At 69.4% G+C, this 14,746-nt stretch carries 16 protein-coding genes; 4 read left to right on the top strand and 12 right to left on the bottom strand.

Going from position 1 to position 14,746, the window contains the following annotated elements:
* Positions 1-16 precede the first annotated feature (16 nt).
* From ETD85_RS24215 to ETD85_RS24195, 5 genes are read right to left on the bottom strand one after another with little or no spacing between them, the layout of a single operon-like run.
* Positions 17-934, bottom strand: coding sequence for a carbohydrate ABC transporter permease (locus tag ETD85_RS24215; RefSeq protein WP_170246815.1), 918 nt, complete (start codon positions 932-934; stop codon positions 17-19).
* A complete protein-coding gene (locus tag ETD85_RS24210; protein WP_138692070.1) occupies positions 934-1,845 on the bottom strand; it encodes a carbohydrate ABC transporter permease in 912 nt (303 codons plus the stop codon). Before ETD85_RS24210 ends, ETD85_RS24215 begins: the two co-directional genes overlap by 1 nt.
* Complete coding sequence (gene ngcE / locus ETD85_RS24205; protein WP_138692069.1) at positions 1,845-3,257, bottom strand: N-acetylglucosamine/diacetylchitobiose ABC transporter substrate-binding protein; 1,413 nt, start codon at positions 3,255-3,257, stop codon at positions 1,845-1,847. Before ngcE ends, ETD85_RS24210 begins: the two co-directional genes overlap by 1 nt.
* Before the next feature lie 19 nt (positions 3,258-3,276).
* The gene (locus ETD85_RS24200; RefSeq protein WP_138692068.1) at positions 3,277-4,011 is read right to left on the bottom strand and encodes a sugar isomerase domain-containing protein; all 735 of its coding nucleotides are present in this window, start codon (positions 4,009-4,011) and stop codon (positions 3,277-3,279) included.
* Positions 4,012-4,881, bottom strand: coding sequence for a MurR/RpiR family transcriptional regulator (locus tag ETD85_RS24195; RefSeq protein ID WP_138692067.1), 870 nt, complete (start codon positions 4,879-4,881; stop codon positions 4,012-4,014).
* Positions 4,882-4,960: 79 nt separating this feature from the next.
* On the opposite strand from ETD85_RS24195, the gene ETD85_RS24190 reads away from it, so the two are divergent.
* On the top strand, positions 4,961-6,055 hold the full coding sequence (locus ETD85_RS24190) for a BadF/BadG/BcrA/BcrD ATPase family protein (RefSeq protein WP_170246814.1): 1,095 nt from the start codon (positions 4,961-4,963) through the stop codon (positions 6,053-6,055).
* A 360-nt stretch (positions 6,056-6,415) separates the two neighbouring features.
* Here ETD85_RS24190 and ETD85_RS24185 read toward each other — a convergent pair whose 3' ends face one another.
* Positions 6,416-6,670, bottom strand: a complete 255-nt coding sequence (locus ETD85_RS24185) for a hypothetical protein (protein ID WP_138692065.1) — start codon at positions 6,668-6,670, stop codon at positions 6,416-6,418.
* Between the two features lie 164 nt (positions 6,671-6,834).
* Here ETD85_RS24185 and ETD85_RS24180 point away from each other — a divergent pair, with 164 nt between their 5' ends.
* Positions 6,835-7,311 carry a winged helix-turn-helix domain-containing protein gene (locus ETD85_RS24180; protein WP_170246812.1) on the top strand — a complete coding sequence of 159 codons (477 nt, stop codon included), beginning with the start codon at positions 6,835-6,837 and terminating at the stop codon, positions 7,309-7,311.
* 41 nt (positions 7,312-7,352) lie between these two features.
* A complete protein-coding gene (locus ETD85_RS24175) occupies positions 7,353-7,886 on the top strand; it encodes a GntR family transcriptional regulator (RefSeq protein ID WP_138692063.1) in 534 nt (177 codons plus the stop codon).
* Here the strand turns inward: ETD85_RS24175 and ETD85_RS24170 are convergent.
* The 6 genes from ETD85_RS24170 to ETD85_RS24145 form a co-directional block, all read right to left on the bottom strand.
* On the bottom strand, positions 7,883-8,773 hold the full coding sequence (locus tag ETD85_RS24170; RefSeq protein WP_138692062.1) for a carbohydrate ABC transporter permease: 891 nt from the start codon (positions 8,771-8,773) through the stop codon (positions 7,883-7,885). The genes ETD85_RS24175 and ETD85_RS24170 overlap by 4 nt on opposite strands.
* The gene (locus tag ETD85_RS24165) at positions 8,770-9,654 is read right to left on the bottom strand and encodes a carbohydrate ABC transporter permease (protein ID WP_138692061.1); all 885 of its coding nucleotides are present in this window, start codon (positions 9,652-9,654) and stop codon (positions 8,770-8,772) included. Before ETD85_RS24165 ends, ETD85_RS24170 begins: the two co-directional genes overlap by 4 nt.
* Positions 9,654-10,907 carry an extracellular solute-binding protein gene (locus ETD85_RS24160; RefSeq protein ID WP_138692060.1) on the bottom strand — a complete coding sequence of 418 codons (1,254 nt, stop codon included), beginning with the start codon at positions 10,905-10,907 and terminating at the stop codon, positions 9,654-9,656. The genes ETD85_RS24165 and ETD85_RS24160 overlap by 1 nt, the downstream gene beginning before the upstream one ends.
* A gap of 56 nt (positions 10,908-10,963) precedes the next feature.
* Positions 10,964-12,325, bottom strand: a complete 1,362-nt coding sequence (locus tag ETD85_RS24155; RefSeq protein WP_138692059.1) for a cellulose binding domain-containing protein — start codon at positions 12,323-12,325, stop codon at positions 10,964-10,966.
* Positions 12,326-12,536: 211 nt separating this feature from the next.
* Complete coding sequence (locus ETD85_RS24150; RefSeq protein WP_138692058.1) at positions 12,537-13,295, bottom strand: sugar isomerase domain-containing protein; 759 nt, start codon at positions 13,293-13,295, stop codon at positions 12,537-12,539.
* On the bottom strand, positions 13,292-14,161 hold the full coding sequence (locus ETD85_RS24145; protein ID WP_240779367.1) for a MurR/RpiR family transcriptional regulator: 870 nt from the start codon (positions 14,159-14,161) through the stop codon (positions 13,292-13,294). The genes ETD85_RS24150 and ETD85_RS24145 overlap by 4 nt, the downstream gene beginning before the upstream one ends.
* Positions 14,162-14,221: 60 nt before the next feature.
* Here ETD85_RS24145 and ETD85_RS24140 point away from each other — a divergent pair.
* A partial coding sequence (locus ETD85_RS24140) for a BadF/BadG/BcrA/BcrD ATPase family protein (RefSeq protein WP_276617264.1) occupies positions 14,222-14,746 on the top strand: 525 nt, incomplete at its 3' end.

Genomic DNA, 14,746 nt, shown 5'->3' with positions numbered 1-14,746 from the left:
ATGCCGGGCATGCGAGCTATTTGAGCGCCCCCGAGGTGAGGCCGGACTGGATCTGGCGCTGGAAGACCGTGTAGACGACGAGCATGGGCAGGATGGCCAGGGTCAGGGCGGCGAACAGGGCCGACCAGTCCTGGTCGTATCCGGCGGCGGTGGAGATGTCGGCTATGCCCTGGGTGAGCACCCACTTGTCGCGTTCCTGGAGCAGCACCAGCGGGAGCTGGTACTGGTTCCACTGGCCCAGGATGTTGAAGATCGTGATGCTGATGATGCCCGGCCTGGCCATCGGCAGCATGATCTGGAAGAACACCCGCGTGTGCGAGGCCCCGTCCACCATCGCCGCCTCCCCCACCGCCGTCGGCAGCGTGCGGAAGAAGGCCGACAGGAAGAAGACAGTGAACGGCATCGAGTACGCGATGTAGACCAGCACGAGCCCCGCATGCGTGTTCAGGCCGATGAACGGGCCGAGCAGCGGCACGTTCCCCATGTTCTGCACGACGAAGAACAGCGGCGTCAGCGCCAGGTAGACCGGGAAGGCCAGCCCCGACACGAACAGCAGGTAGACCGCCCGGTTGCCGCGGAAGGGATACCGGGCCAGGACGTACGCGGCCATCGACCCGATGAGCATCGTCCCGAACGTGCTGAAGGTCACCACGATGACGCTGTTGAGCATGTACTGACCGATGTGCGCCTGCTCCCAGGCTCGGGCGAAGTTGTCCCAGCGCAGCGAGGCGGGCAGCGACCAGGCGTCGCCGAAGATCTCGTCCTCGCTCTTCACCGAGGCCAGGAACGTCCACAGGATCGGCACCATCACCAGCAGCGTCCACACCAGCAACGCGAGGTGCGTCAGGATGCCGAGCGGGCCGAGCCGGCGCTTGCGCTCCTGTCGGGCGATCTTGCGCGAGTTCGCCGCCGTCCAGGAGATCATCGTTGTCATCAGTACTCGATTCGTTCGCGCCGCGAGAGCCGCAGCGAGAGGACCGCGAAGCCGACGGTGAAGAAGAACATCACCACGCCCAGGGCGGAGGCATAGCCGAAGCGGAAGTATTGGAAGGCGTTGCGGTAGATCTCGGCGGCCATGACCGTGGTCGACCAGTCGGGACCGCCGTGCTGGTCGGTCATGACCCACACGATCGCGAACACGTCCAGCGCCAGGATGCCCAGATAGACCCAGGCCACCTGGACGGTGTCCCACAGCAGCGGGAGCGTGATGCGGAAGAACAGGCTGAGCCGGCTCGCCCCGTCGATCTGCGCGGCCTCGAACATGTCCCTGGGGATGGAGGCCAGGCCAGCGGAGAACAGCACGACGTAGAAGCCGACCGCCTGCCACACCATGACGCCCAGCACCGACCAGAACGCCACGTTCCGGTTGGACAGGAAGCCGACCGGGTCCAGGCCGAGTGCCATCAGCGGCCCGTTCAGCATGCCGCTGCCGTCGGGCCTGAACACCTGCTGGAACAGCACCGCCACCACCGCGACGGCCAGGACCTGCGGGAAGAAGAACACCACGCGGTAGAACTTCGACCCGCGGATCCCCGTCACGCCCTGCGCCCCGCCCACGTTCAGCAGGAAGGCGAAGAACAGGGCGATGACGATCGTGATCAGCGGCAGCAGCACGAGCAACGCGCCGTTGTGCGTGACCGCCTTCCAGAAGGTCCCGTCGCCGAAGAGCCGCTGGAAGTTGTCCAGGCCGATGAAGGTGGGCGTGGCCGTCACGCCGCGCCAGTCCGTCATCGCGATGTAGAACGCCTGGATGTACGGGGAGATCACGTAAACCAGGTAGAGAATCACCGGGGCTGCCAGGAACGAGGTGATGAACAGCCCACGGCGATACCTGTTGAACATCATCAGCGCTTGTACTTCTTGATCGAGGAGTCGTTCTTGATCTCGTCGGCCTTCTTCTGCATCCGCTCCAGGTACTTGTCCGGCGTCAGGCCACCGGACATCAGCTCGCCGGTCGCGGCGATGCCCTCGTCCTTGAGCGGGCCGTACCAGGTCTGCCAGCGGTAGTAGAGGGCGTTCGCGCCCGCGTCGGCGACCGCCTTGGAGGCGCTCGCGACGCCCGGCGAGTTCTGGCGGCCCTCGCTCGCGCCCTTGACCACGGTCACGGTACGCACCAGCTCGCTGAAGTCGCCGGCCGCCTTCTTCGACAGCATGGCCCGCAGGTACTCCATGCCCGCCTGGGGGTTGGCGCTCTTGGCGGAGACGATGAAGTTCTCGCCCGGCTGGGTGTGCAGGGTGCCGTAGGGCATCTTGTCCGAGCTGGTGAAGTCGGGGATCGGGAACATGCCGTACTCGAAGTCGGCCGGGGTGGTGGTCTTCTGCTCGTTCTCCAGCCAGGAGCCGGAGGGCAGCATGGCCACCTTGTACTTGTTCTGGGCGGTCTGGGTCTGCACGTGGTCGAGGCCGGTGGTGCCCTCCATCAGATATTTGGCGCCCACCTCCGCCCAGGCCGTGGCCGCGGTCTTCATGGCCTCGCTGGTCCAGGCGCCGTCCTCGAGGTTGTCGATGTTGACCAGGACCTCGCTGCCGCCGATCTTCGCGGCCATGGTCAGCAGCGGCTCATAGAGGTACTGCGGGAACTTCCCGGCATACGTGAAGGGCGCCATCTTGCCGGACTTCTTGATGGTCTCGCAGAGCTTGAGGAACTCGTCCCAGGTCTTCGGGATCTCCCAGCCGTTGTCCCTGAACACCTTCTGCGAGTACCAGATGCCGTGGATGTAGTTGACGTACCCGAGGACGCTGAACTTGCCGTCGTAGGTGCCGATGTCGATGACCGACTGGTCGATGGTGTCCCTGACCTTGGTGGCCGGGTCGTCCCACGAGGGCGCGTCGAGCAGCGGCGTCAGGTCCTGCATCTGGCTGTCCTGCGCGAGCGCGCCGAAGTCCATGAAGTTGGCGCCGGAGTTGTCGATCACCTCGGGCGGGTTGCCGCCGGCGAAGCGCGGCTGGAGGACCTTGGTGATCTCCTTGGTGGCGTTGTGCTTGATCTCGACCTTCGGGTACTTGGTCTTGAACAGCGGCTGGTGGATGTTCTTGGCGTAGTCCTGGCCGAAGCCGCCGTCGAAGATCCACACCTCCAGCGGCTTGTCGGCCGCCACGCCGAAGGGGTTGGCCGCGCTGGTCGCCACCGGCGCGGCCGAGGAGCTGGCGGCCGGCTTGGCCGCCGGCGTGGCACACGCGGCGAGCGCGCCCGCCACGGGTACGAGCGCGGCACCGCGAAGGAGCTCTCGTCTGGTGATATGGGGGGTGTTCGGCATGATGACTACTCCTGACTATTCATGATCCGCGCCGGATGCGCCCGGTGTAGCGGCTCTCCAGCGCCTTGTTGTGCTCGTCGCCGCCGGTGACGTTGACCGACAGGTAGATGGGAGGCGTCTCGCCCAGCGCCACGAGCGCGTCGACCGCCTCGGTGACCACCATCTGCGCGAGCAGCGCGGAGGTGATCGTGGAAACCGCACCGTAGCTGCCGCCGCCGGGCAGGTCGAGGATGGCGTCCCCGTACGGCGCGCCGTTGTCCAGGACGACGTCGGCCAGGTCGAGCAGCTTGCCGCCCGACGGGTGGCGCGAGGTCATCCGGGTGCTGTGCTCGACCGAGGTCAGCGCGATCAGGGGGTGGCCGCGTTCCTTGACGATCGTGGCCAGCTCGACGACCGCGCCGTTCACGCCGGAGCTGGAGATCAGCACGAACACGTCCTGCGGCTCGACCGGCGCCAGGTCGTAGATCTGGTGGGCGACGGCCGGATCCCGCTCCAGCTCCGGGGTGAGCACGCTCGGGGGCTGGCCGCCGTACAGCACGAGGTCCCGCGGGGAGAGGCGGTTGCTCGGCACGAGCCCGCCGGCCCGCCCGGCGATCTCCATGGCGATCGCCTCGGAGTGCCCGGAGCCGAACGCGTTGACCACCCCGTCCGCCCTGATCGAGCCCACCAGCAGCGCCGACGCCTCACTGACCCGGTCCGCCTGGCTCTGCGCGACCTGTTGTGCCAGATCGAGGACCTTTGATGCGTACGTCATTCAGCCTCTCTCCACCCGATGACTCTCCACGGCGCTGATCGTGCGCTCGAACGCCTCGTTCGTGCGTTCGTAGGTTCGCTGGGCCACCGCCACGTACACGGCGTCCAGCACGAACAGCTGCGAATGGACGGCGGCCAGCCCGCCGAGTCTGAACGTGGTCTCCCTGCTGGCGGTGGTCAGCACGAGATCGGCCAGGTCCGCCAGCGGCGAGCGGGCGAACGAGGTGACCGCGACGGACGTGGCCCCGTGGCTGCCGGCCTCCGCCAGCGCCTCCATGACCTCGCGGGTGCGGCCCCGGTGGCTGATGCCGATGGCCACGTCGCCCGCCTTCAGCAGGGCCGCCTCCGACAGCGCCACGTGCGCGTCGCCCGCGCTCCAGCCCGGGATGCCGATGCGGCGCAGCCGCCCCTCGAACATGGTCGCGACGTTCCCGCTGGTCGAGACGCCGACGAGGAGCACCCGTGGGGCGGCCACGATGGCGTCGGCGACCTGGGCCACGATGTCGAGGTCGAGCTGCGCGGCGGTGTCCTGGATGAGTCGCGCGTCGGCCGCCGCCATCACCTCGATGGCCGCGTCGAGCGGGTCGTCGGGACCGATCTCGTGGCCCACGCCCGCGCCCCAGCCCGCCTGCGCGGCCCGCCCGGTCTCGGTGGCCAGCGCGACGCGCAGCTCGGCGTAGCCGGAGAAGCCGAACGCCCGGCAGAACCTGGTCACGGTGGCGGGCGAGCTGCCGGCCCGCTCGGCCAGCGCGATGATGGTCGACCGCGCGGCCTCGGCCGGATCGCCGAGTATCACCTCGCCGACCCTGCGCAATGCCTCCGGCAAACCGGGTAGCTCTGTTTCGACGCGCCCGAGGGCTCCTGAAGTCACGAATATTCCTTCCGAATACTCGGTCTTCTGGCGAAAATTATTCTTGCTTCAGGGTGGCGTCAACCCCCAGGATCAGACCGTGACTCAATCGCTAGTGGTCGGCGTCGATGCCGGTGCCACCTCCACCCGCGTGGCCGTCCACGCGCTCGACGGGACCCGCGTCGGCTACGCGCGGGCGGGCGCCGGCAATCCGAGCGCCCACGGGCTGACCAAGGCGGTCACGGCGATCGCGGCCGCTCTGGAAGCGGCGCTCCCGTCCGGCGGCGGGCCGCGCGTGGTCGGGTCGCTGGCCGGGGTCGCCGGGCACGTCGCGGAGATGGTGCCGGAGCTGGCGAAGGTCTGGGCCTCTCACGGGATCGCCGAGGGGCCGCGGTACGTGGGCGACGTGCCGATCGCGTACGCGGCGGGGTCGCCGGAGCCGGACGGCTCCCTCCTGCTGTCCGGTACGGGCGCGGTGGCGGCCAGGATCGTGGGCCACGAGCTCGACGCGCTCGCCGACGGGCTGGGGTGGCTGCTGGGCGACGCGGGATCCGGCTTCTGGATCGGCCGCGCGGCCACCAAGGCGGTCATCGAGGCCCTGGACCGCGACCTCCTCCCCGTCGAAGCACTCACCGCGAGCAGCCCGGAGCGCACGGTCGACGCTGCGGGCGGCTCGGGCGGCGGCGCGAGCGGTTCCGGAGGCTCGGGCGGCTCGGGCGGATCAGGCGGCTCGGGCGGCTCGGGCGGCTCGGGCGGTGGCTTGCTGGCCGCGCTTGTCGGGGAGCACTTCCTCGGCGGCGAGCGGCCCGCCACGCCGCGGGCCGCCGCCGACCGCATCGTCCGGCTGGCGCAGGCCGACCACATGCGCCTGGCCGCCCTGGCCGCGCCGGTCAGCCAGGCCGCCGCGGCAGGCGACCCCGAAGCGGTGAAGATCGCGCATGCCGCCGCCGACCACCTGGCCGCCACGCTCAGGAGAGTGCACGTGTCCGGCCCGGTGGTGCTCGCCGGAAGCGTGCTGACCAGCGCCGGCCCGGTGCGTCAGGCCGTGATCGAGCTGCTGGCGGGCGAGCAGGTCAGCACGGCCGGCGACGCGGCCGGCGCGGCGGCCTGGCTGGCGGCACGCGACTACCTGCCGGAGACCGGCACCGGGCCCGACGCCAGGGCCCGGCACGCCGCGTTCACCGCCGGCGCTTGATGGAGCGCCCCGCGTTCGCTCCTGCGTCGTGACCCGCAGGAGCGCACGGCTTCCCCGGACGCTCCACCGTCGATCCCACAGGCTTCCGCGCTGCGGACGTCGGGAAAAGGGGCACCGTTCCTCAACACGTGAGCAGGGCCGGGCAGGTTAAAGGGGTTTGCGGCTGCTCCTGCGAGAAGTTCAGGTTCTCGATGCCGATCGCCCTCGTGCAGGAGGCAGGTGATGGCGTGTCGGGCCTGGCTGTCACGGTGACCAGCGGGGTGCATCAGCGTGGTGGATGCGGGCGGCGACGGCGCCTACCGGTCAGGGGTGGCCGTCGCGAGCGGCCCGGCCCAACCCGAGGACGACTCCGCGGTCCCTCTATCTGGCGGACCCCAGCAGCAGCTGGCCCCAGACGATCAACGTCTTGGACAGGCGGCTGCGGGCGCACTCGTCGATCAGTTCCACTCCGTTGACCCGGCGGGTCCTGCGGATGAAGTAGAGCCCGCCGGACTGGCACAGCTCGTAGGACGTCGCTTCGCAGTCGCAGGTGTAATCCCGGACTCGGATCTGCCCGCTGGTCGGGTGCAGGGGCTCCCACATGAGCGTGATGCAGTCGGGGCGGGGCGCCGGCACATGGGGCGAGTGGAACCGGTCATCTTCTGGGACCGGTGCTGAAGAGCTGATCACGCGCTAACCATAAGTCCGGTCGTCTGCGCTTGTCTGCTTGTACAGGAACTTCTGTCTAAACAGACAGCGCGATATGAGAGCTCTCTCCCGTCTTGGCCTATGTTGCCTACGTGCTCGATTACGAAGGGGACACCCACGTCTACATCCAGATCGCCGACATCCTGCGGCACCGGCTCTCCGGGCTCTCGTCGGGACACCCGGTGCCGAGCGAGGCGGACATCCAGTACGAGTTCGGGGTCGCCAGAACCACCGCCAGACGGGCCATCCACGTCCTGCGCGAAGAAGGGCTCATCTACACCGTCCAAGGAGAGGGCGCCTTCGTCGGGCCGGCCGAAGGAGCACCACGCAAGAAGCGCAAAGTACCCCTCTACCAGCAGATCGCCACAGAAATCGCCGACCAGATAAAGGCGGGGCAATTCGCTCCTCGACGCCCGATACCGGGTGAGGCGAAGCTGGTGGAGCAGCACAGCGTGGCACGGGAGACGGTGCGGCGGGCCATGGCGCTCCTCCGGGAGCAGGGGTGGATCTACACCGTCCCCCAGCGCGGCAGTTACGTCTCCCCGAAGGAGTCGTGGCCTTCGGCCTGACTCTGCCTACTTGCTTGTATCCAAACGTCTACGATTTGAGCATGCTCGACCGTGACGGCCCCGTCCCGCTCTACGTACAAGTCGCCGAGCTGATCCACGAGCGGATCTCCGGCGGGCAGCTCCGGGTCGGCGACGCCGTGCCGAGCGAGGCGGCCATGGAGGAGGAGTTCGGCATCGCCCGGACCACCGCGCGCAACGTGGCCCGCGAGCTTCGCCGGCGCCGGCTCGTCCATACCGTCCAGGGCGAGGGCACCTTCGTCGGGCCGCTCGGCGTGCCACGCGCGAAGCCGCCGAAGGCGATCTACACGATCATCGCCGCGGAGGTCGCCGCCCGGATCAGACGCGGCGAGCTCCGGCCGAACCGGGCGATACCCAGCGAGAAGGCGTTGATGCGGCACTTCGGCGTCGCCAAGGTCACCGCCCGGCAGGCCGTCGCGCTCCTGCGGGAGCAGCGATGGGTCTACTCGGTGCCGCACCGCGGCACCTTCGTGTCCGATCCGGCGGACTGGCCCGGGGAGACCGGCACGGGCGAGGCCATGACGGCAGCGGGCGGCCCGCCGCCCCTCGCCGGCTAGCCCTTCACCGCCCCCGCCGTCATCCCCGTGCCCACGCGGCGTTGCAGGAACAGGAACAGCAGCAGCGCGGGCAGCGCGAACAGGCTGGCCGCCGCCATCGTGGCCCCCCAGTCCGTGCCGAAGACGTCGCGGAAGGACGACAGCCACACCGGCAGCGTCCGTTTGCCCTGGTCCTTGATGATGAGCACGTTCACGAACGCGAACTCGTTCCACGCGGTGATGAAGCCGAACAGCGAGGTCGCCATCAGGCCGGGCGCCAGCAGCGGGAAGACCACCCGCCGGAAGGCCACGATCCGGCTGCAGCCGTCCACCTGCGCCGCCTCCTCCAGCTCCAGGGGGATGGCGGCCAGGAACCCGCGCAGCGTCACGAGCGTGAACGGCAGCGTGATCATGAAGTAGACGCCGGTCAGCATGGCCAGCGAGTCCAGCAGCTCGTTGTCCCTGGCGATGATGAACACCGGCACCAGCAGCGCCTCCCACGGCGCCATCTGCGCCGCGAACACCGCCACCACGAACGCGGACTTCCCCCGCCAGCGCATCCTGGCCACCGCGAACGCCGCCAGCAGCGACACCACCAGCGCGAACGCCACCGCTGCCACGGTCACCAGAAGGCTGTTGCGCCAGTAGGTCCAGAAACCGGGCGCGTTGATCGCGGTGACGAAGTGCTCGATCGTCGGATGGGCGGGCCAGAACGTCGGCGTGGCCGCCTGGATGTCCCTGGTCGGCTTGAACGCGGTCAGGAACATCCAGTAGACCGGGAAGATCATGACCACCAGTACGGCGATCGCCGCGGCGTTGAGCGCGAGCCGCCTCATGAGGGGTCGGCGCGACTTCGGCAGCGAGCGGCGCGGCGTCGGGAGCGCGCGGCGGGGCTTCGGGAGCGTCATTGGCGGACCATTCGGCGCAGGTTGCTGACCAGGGCGACGGCGAGGATGACGACCGTGAGCATGGCCACCGCCGAGCCCAGGTCGTAGCGGTGCAGGACACGGGCGATCTTGAACGCGTACACCGGCAGGGTGGTCGTGGCCCCGTCGGGGCCGCCCTGGCTGAGCACCCAGATCTGCGGGAAGCACTTGGCCACCCAGATCACCTCCAGCGAGGCGACCAGGGCGAACAGTTGCCGGAGCATCGGCACGGTCACCTTCCAGAACACCTGCGGGCCGGTGCCCCCGTCGATCCTGGCCGACTCGTACAGCTCGGCCGGGATCGTGGTCAGGCCCGCGTACAGGGTGAGCGCGGCGAACGGGACCGACTGCCACACCACCAGGATCACCAGGACGGCGAACGTGGCCGTGCCGTTCGCGAACCAGGTGTAGCCCTGGAAGGAGTCGAGGCCGAGCGTGACCAGCAGCCAGTTGACCACGCCCAGCTCCGACTGGAACAGCCACTGGAACACCGTGGTCGCCGCGATGATCGGCGTGGCCCAGGCCAGCGCCAGGGCGCTCATCAGGGCCAGGCGCAGGCCGCGGCGCAGGCGGAGCAGCATCAGCGCCACGCCCGTCGAGAGGACCACGATGAGCACCACGTTGATCGCGGTCCACACGAGCGTGCGCAGCAGCACCTGCCAGAACTCCGCGTCGGACAGGAGCTCGGCGTAGTTCTCCAGGCCGACCAGGGTCGCGCCGCCCCTGATCAGCTCGCCCATGCGGAAGTGCTGCAACGAGATCACCGCCGCCTTGAGCAGCGGATAGAGCAGGAGGAAGGCCCCGCCTGCCACCGTGGGCGCGATGAGCAGGTAGGGCCAGAAGGAGTGGGTCCTACGCCACATCAGGATCCGCTGTTCAGGGTCGTGGTGATCGACTCGGAGACCTTCTTCGCCTCCGCCGCCGGATCCCCGCCGGTGAGCACGGCGGTCATGTACTGCTTGATCACGGAGGTGGCCTCGACGGCGGCCCAGTTGGGGGTGTTCGGGGTGGCCCTGCCGTTGGCGGCGGCCGTCGCCATGGCGGCGGTGCCCTCGTCTCCGGAGAGCACGCCGGCCAGCGACGTACGGTTCGGGACGAAGCTCATCGCCTTGGCCAGCTCGGTCTGGAACTGCTCGCCGGTCAGCGCCTTGACCAGCTCGTACGCCTCCTCCTGGCGCTTGGCGGCGACCGGGATGATCAGGTCGGAGCCACCGGTGAAGACCGTGCCCGGCTTGTCGGCCGTCTTGCCCGGGATGGGGAAGAAGCCCATCTTGTCCTTCAGCTTGGCGTCCACCTCCAGAACCCGGGCGGCGATGCCGGGGACGGCGATGATCTGGGCGGCCTTGCCCTGCGCGAACACCTCGTGCTGCGGCGGGTTCGCCTCGTCGGCGTCCTTGGGACCCTTGCCGAGGGCCTGGAGGCGCCGGTAGAAGTCCATGCCGGCCAGGGCCTGCGGCGTGTCGAGCGCGCCTGCCCACTTGCCGCCCTGCTGGACGGCCAGGTCGCCGCCCTCGTCCCAGACGAAGCCGGCGAGGGCGTACCAGGTCTGGCCGGTCAGATAGATGCCCTGGTTGCCACCCTTATTGAGCTTTGTCGTGATATTTAGCCATTCGTCGCGCGTCTTCGGCGGCTCCTTGATGCCGGCCTTGGCGAACAGGTCCTTGTTGTAGACGACCACGCGGTTGGCGGCGTACCAGGGGATTCCGTACTGCTTGCCGTCGATGTTCCCGGGCTGGGCCAGGCCGGGCAGCCAGTCCTCGCCCTTGAGGTCGGCGATCTTGGACGTCAGATCCGTGACGCCGCCGCTGGCCGAGTACTGGGCGACCTGCGTGTTGCCCACCTCGATCACGTCGGGGGCGTCGGTGCTGGCCAGGGCGGCGGTGACGCGCTCGCCGATGCCGTCCCACGCCTGGATCTGGATGTCGAGGTCGACGCCCTTGTGCGCGGCCTCGTACTCGGTCTCGAACTTCTTCAGCAGGTCCTGCGTGACGCTGCCGTCCATGATCCAGACGGTCAGCTTGGCGGGGGCGCCGGGCGCCGCCGCCTTGGGCTCCTCGGCGGTGCCGCACGCGCCGAGCGCGAACACGGCCGCCAGGGCCAGGATGCGGTTCTTCATGGCGTTCCTTCTGGTGGGGGGTGCCTGCGCCCGCCGGCGGCGGGCGCAGGGCTTGGTCACGGGTTCGGGACGGTGTCCTTGAAGGAGGTGCCGGCGGCGCGCAGGGAGGCGACCCGGCCCAGCACGTCGGCGGGCGCGACGACCTCGTTCTTGCTGTAGTAGAGGTAGTCGGCCTGCTGCCGGTACGTACGCGTCCCCGTGGCCCCCTGGAGATCGATGAACCACTGGTTGAACATGATCCACATCGGGGTCTCGGGATAGTAGATGTCACCGTGGTCGGCGAACAGGCGGCCGTCCACGTAGTACCTGATCCGGCCGCCGGAGACCTGGATGACGAGGTCGTGCCAGCCGGCGAAGCTGACGCGCTCCTCGGTGTGGGTGTTCACGGCCTGCCAGGGGTCGCCCTGGTAGGTCTCCCAGCTCGTGGCGTACAGGATGTTGGCCGGCTCGCCCCAGCCGCCGTTCGGCAGGTACTCGAAGTCGAGCTCGCCGTAGTCGGGGTCCAGGTTGTAGCGCAGCGGGGTGATGGTGAAGAAGGTCTGCACCACGTGCTCGCCGTCGGGTCCGCTGCTCGGCGCGTCGCTGAAGCGGACGCGGGCGGCGTAGGTGCCCTCGTGGAACTTGCGGCTCGCGGTGGACAACTCGGTCTGTACGGTGCCCGCGGCGGTGCCGTTCGTGGAGCTGTCGAGCGTCAGCAGACCGCCCGGGAACGAGACGGCCGACGGCGACCAGGTCGCGCCGGGCACTCCCGGGCCGCCCGAGGAGGAGCGGACCGTCCAGCCGCGCTGGGCCAGCAGCGGGTCGTTCGATCCCGAGTAGCTGAAGTCGTCGAACAGCACGCCCGCCGAGCCCGGCGGGACGGTCGGGGTGACGGTGGGGGTCGGCGTGGGCTCGCTGCCCGTCGGCCTGCCCCAGGCGAGCTGGCCGTTGACGTACACGGTGATCTTGTCCCAGTTCGCGTAGGCGGTCTGGGCGCCGTAGGAGTAGTCGTCGCTCTGGGTGAAGGTCTGCCAGTCGGCGCGGTAGAAGCGCAGCTGCAGGTCGCTGGTGGTCTGGCCGGGGGCGAGGCTGCCGGAGGTGAAGCCCACCTCCAGGTACTGGCCTGAGCCCGATTGGCGGACGAACTGGCCCGTCACCGTCGAGCAGCTCACCACGGCCCAGGAGCAGGCGAAGCGGTAGGTCTCCGTGCCGGTCAGGTAGTAGCGGATCTTGACCTGGTTGAGCGGGATGGTGGTGGTGCCGTCGTTGAAGAGCTGGAGCCAGGGCTCGGCCTGGGCGGTGGTGGCGCCGGGTGAGCTGGTGCGGTACTGGAGGCGGACGGCTTGGGCGGCGTTCGCGGGGGTGGCCACGAGGGCCACGGCCGCCAGGACGATGGGGATGGTTAAGGAGAGCAGGACTTTTCCGAAATTTCGTGACATGGGAGGGGTTCTCCTTGGTTGTGCGGCCCCCGAATGTCGTGCATGCCGAACAGAGCCGTCGGGCCCGGCTCGGGGTCATATGCGGCTTACTGGTGCGTGCGGCGTGGGATGGCGTACGGCTTACTGGTGCGTGCGGCGTGCGATGGCGTACGGCTTGCTGGTTTGTGCGGGTTGTTGCGGCGTACGGCGGCTTGCGGGTCTTGCGGCCCGGTCAGGCGCCGCGACGGATGCGGCCCGCGTACAGGGCCTCCAGCCGGAGGTTGTGCGCATCGCCCTCCGGGACGTTGGCCGAGAGGTAGACCGGCGGCACTTCACCGGCTTCGAGCAGGTTCCGCACCGTCTGGGCCACGACGAGCTGGGCCAGCAGCGCGGAGGTGATCGTGGAGACGGCCCCGGTGGCGCCTCCACCGGGCAGGGGCAGGACGGCGTCGCCGTAAGGTGCGTGGTTGTCCAGGACGACGTCGGCCAGGTCGGCGAGCTTGCGGCCCGAGGGGTGGCGGGACGCGACGGCATCGCTGTGGGCGCACGAGGTGATCGCGATCAGGTCATGACCGCGCTCCTTGACGAGCGTGGCGAGCTCGACGACCACACCGTTCACGCCGGAGTTGGAGATGATGACGAACAGGTCGCCCTTCCGGACCGGAGCCAGGTCGAGGATGGTGCGGGCGACGGACGGGTCGCGTTCGAGGTCGTAGCGGTCGAGCTCGGACCTGGGGGCGTCGCCGTACCGGACGATGTCTCTGAGCGCGAGCCTGTTGGTGGGGACGAGCCCGCCGGCGCGGCCGGCGATCTCCATCGCGACGGCCTCCGAGTGGCCGGAGCCGAACGCCTGGATGATCCCGCCGCCGGTCAGCGCCTTCGTGAAGAGATCGGCGGCCCGCGTGATCTCCGGATCGCCCGGGATCACCCGGACGAGGTGGGCGACGTGGTCGGCGAACGCTTGCGGCTCCACGGCTGGATCTTTTGTCATATGTCCCCTTCGGGTAGGCGATGTCCGGCCACGGCGCGAACCGTGACGTCGAAAGCTTGTTTCGTCCGCTCGTACGTGCGCTGGGCGACCGACACGTACACGACGTCGAGCACCAGCAGCTGCGAATGGATCGCCGCGAACCCCTCGGACCGGAAGCTCGTCGCCCGGCTGGCCGTGGTCAGCACCAGCTCGGCCACCTCCGCGAGCGGCGACTTCGGCTGCGAGGTGACGGCGACGGTGATCGCGCCGTGGCTGCCCGCCTCGGCGAGCACCTCGATGACCTCGCGCGTCCTGCCGCTGTGCGAGATGCCGATCGCGACGTCGCCCTGCCCGAGCAGGGCCGCGTCCGTCAGCGCGCTGTGGGCGTCGGACCTGCTCCAGGTCGGCACCCGCATGCGCTGCAGCCGGTATTCCATCTCGCTGGCCACGGCCGCGCTGCTCGACACCCCGAACAGCAGCACCCGGCCCGCCCTGGCCACCGCCTGCGCCACCTTCTCCACCACGGCCAGGTCGAGCTGGTCGCCGGTCTCCTGGATCAGGCGGATGTCGTTGCCGGAGACGACGCTCAGCACGCGGTCGAGGCTGTCGTCGGGCAGGATCTCCTGGCCGATGTCGGTCTGCCAGGTCTGCTGGGCCACCCGGCCGGTCTCGGTGGCGATGGCCACGCGCAGCTCCGCGTATCCGGCGAAGCCGAGCGCGCGGCAGAAGCGGGTGATGGTCGCGGTGGAGGTCCCGCTCCGCTCGGCCAGGTCCACGATCGTCAGCCGGGCGGCCTCGGCCGGGCCGCCGAGTATCGCGTCGGCGACCTTGCGCAACGCCTCCGGCATGTCGTGCTGCTCGGCTCTGATGCGGCTCAGTAGTTCCACGCGATGAAAATTATGCTCAACCAGTGGTGCGGTCAAGGCGTTTGGGCAATAATTTTTGACATGTACGTGGTTCTGGGCGTCGACGCCGGGGGCACCTCGTCCCGCGCCGCGCTGTTCACGCCGGCGGGGTCGGAGGTGCGGCGCGGGCATGCGGGCGGCGCCAATCCGGGGGCGCTGGGGATGGAGCAGGCGGCCGCCAACCTGTCGGCCGCCGTCACCGCGGCCCTGGCCGGGTCCTACCAGGTCGCGGGGGTGGTCGTGGGGCTGGCGGGCAGTCCGGAGCTGTGCGCCGGGCTGGCCGGGCGCGTCTTCCGCGACCTGCTGCCCGAAGCCGTCCCCGTGGGGGTGGTCGGCGACATCGTGACGGCCTTCGCCGCCGGCACGGCCGCGCCGTCGGGCACGGTGCTCATCTCGGGGACGGGGGCCATCGCGGCAAAAATTATCGACCATGTGCCGGTGGAGACTGCCGATGGGTTCGGGTGGCAGCTCGGGGACGAGGGCTCCGCCTTCTGGCTCGGCCGCGCCGCCGCCCGCGCCACCATCTGTCTCTTATATACATCTCCGAGCCCACGAGACCCTAAGACA

It is taken from the genome of Nonomuraea zeae, assembly GCF_005889725.1.
GTDB lineage: Bacteria > Actinomycetota > Actinomycetes > Streptosporangiales > Streptosporangiaceae > Nonomuraea > Nonomuraea zeae.
Note: the sequence above shows the minus strand (reverse complement) of the source record. Positions and strands in the feature narration are given on the sequence as shown.

Bases quoted from the DNA above. Each gene is read 5' to 3' on its own strand.
- ngcE (WP_138692069.1), bottom strand. From the start codon at position 3,257: ATGCCGAACACCCCCCATATCACCAGACGAGAGCTCCTTCGCGGTGCC.
- ETD85_RS24165 (WP_138692061.1), bottom strand. From the start codon at position 9,654: ATGTGGCGTAGGACCCACTCCTTCTGGCCCTACCTGCTCATCGCGCCC.
- ETD85_RS24160 (WP_138692060.1), bottom strand. From the start codon at position 10,907: ATGAAGAACCGCATCCTGGCCCTGGCGGCCGTGTTCGCGCTCGGCGCG.
- ETD85_RS24215 (WP_170246815.1), bottom strand. From the start codon at position 934: ATGACAACGATGATCTCCTGGACGGCGGCGAACTCGCGCAAGATCGCC.
- ETD85_RS24170 (WP_138692062.1), bottom strand. From the start codon at position 8,773: ATGACGCTCCCGAAGCCCCGCCGCGCGCTCCCGACGCCGCGCCGCTCG.
- ETD85_RS24210 (WP_138692070.1), bottom strand. From the start codon at position 1,845: ATGATGTTCAACAGGTATCGCCGTGGGCTGTTCATCACCTCGTTCCTG.
- ETD85_RS24155 (WP_138692059.1), bottom strand. From the start codon at position 12,325: ATGTCACGAAATTTCGGAAAAGTCCTGCTCTCCTTAACCATCCCCATC.
- ETD85_RS24200 (WP_138692068.1), bottom strand. From the start codon at position 4,011: ATGACGTACGCATCAAAGGTCCTCGATCTGGCACAACAGGTCGCGCAG.
- ETD85_RS24150 (WP_138692058.1), bottom strand. From the start codon at position 13,295: ATGACAAAAGATCCAGCCGTGGAGCCGCAAGCGTTCGCCGACCACGTC.
- ETD85_RS24175 (WP_138692063.1), top strand. From the start codon at position 7,353: ATGCTCGACCGTGACGGCCCCGTCCCGCTCTACGTACAAGTCGCCGAG.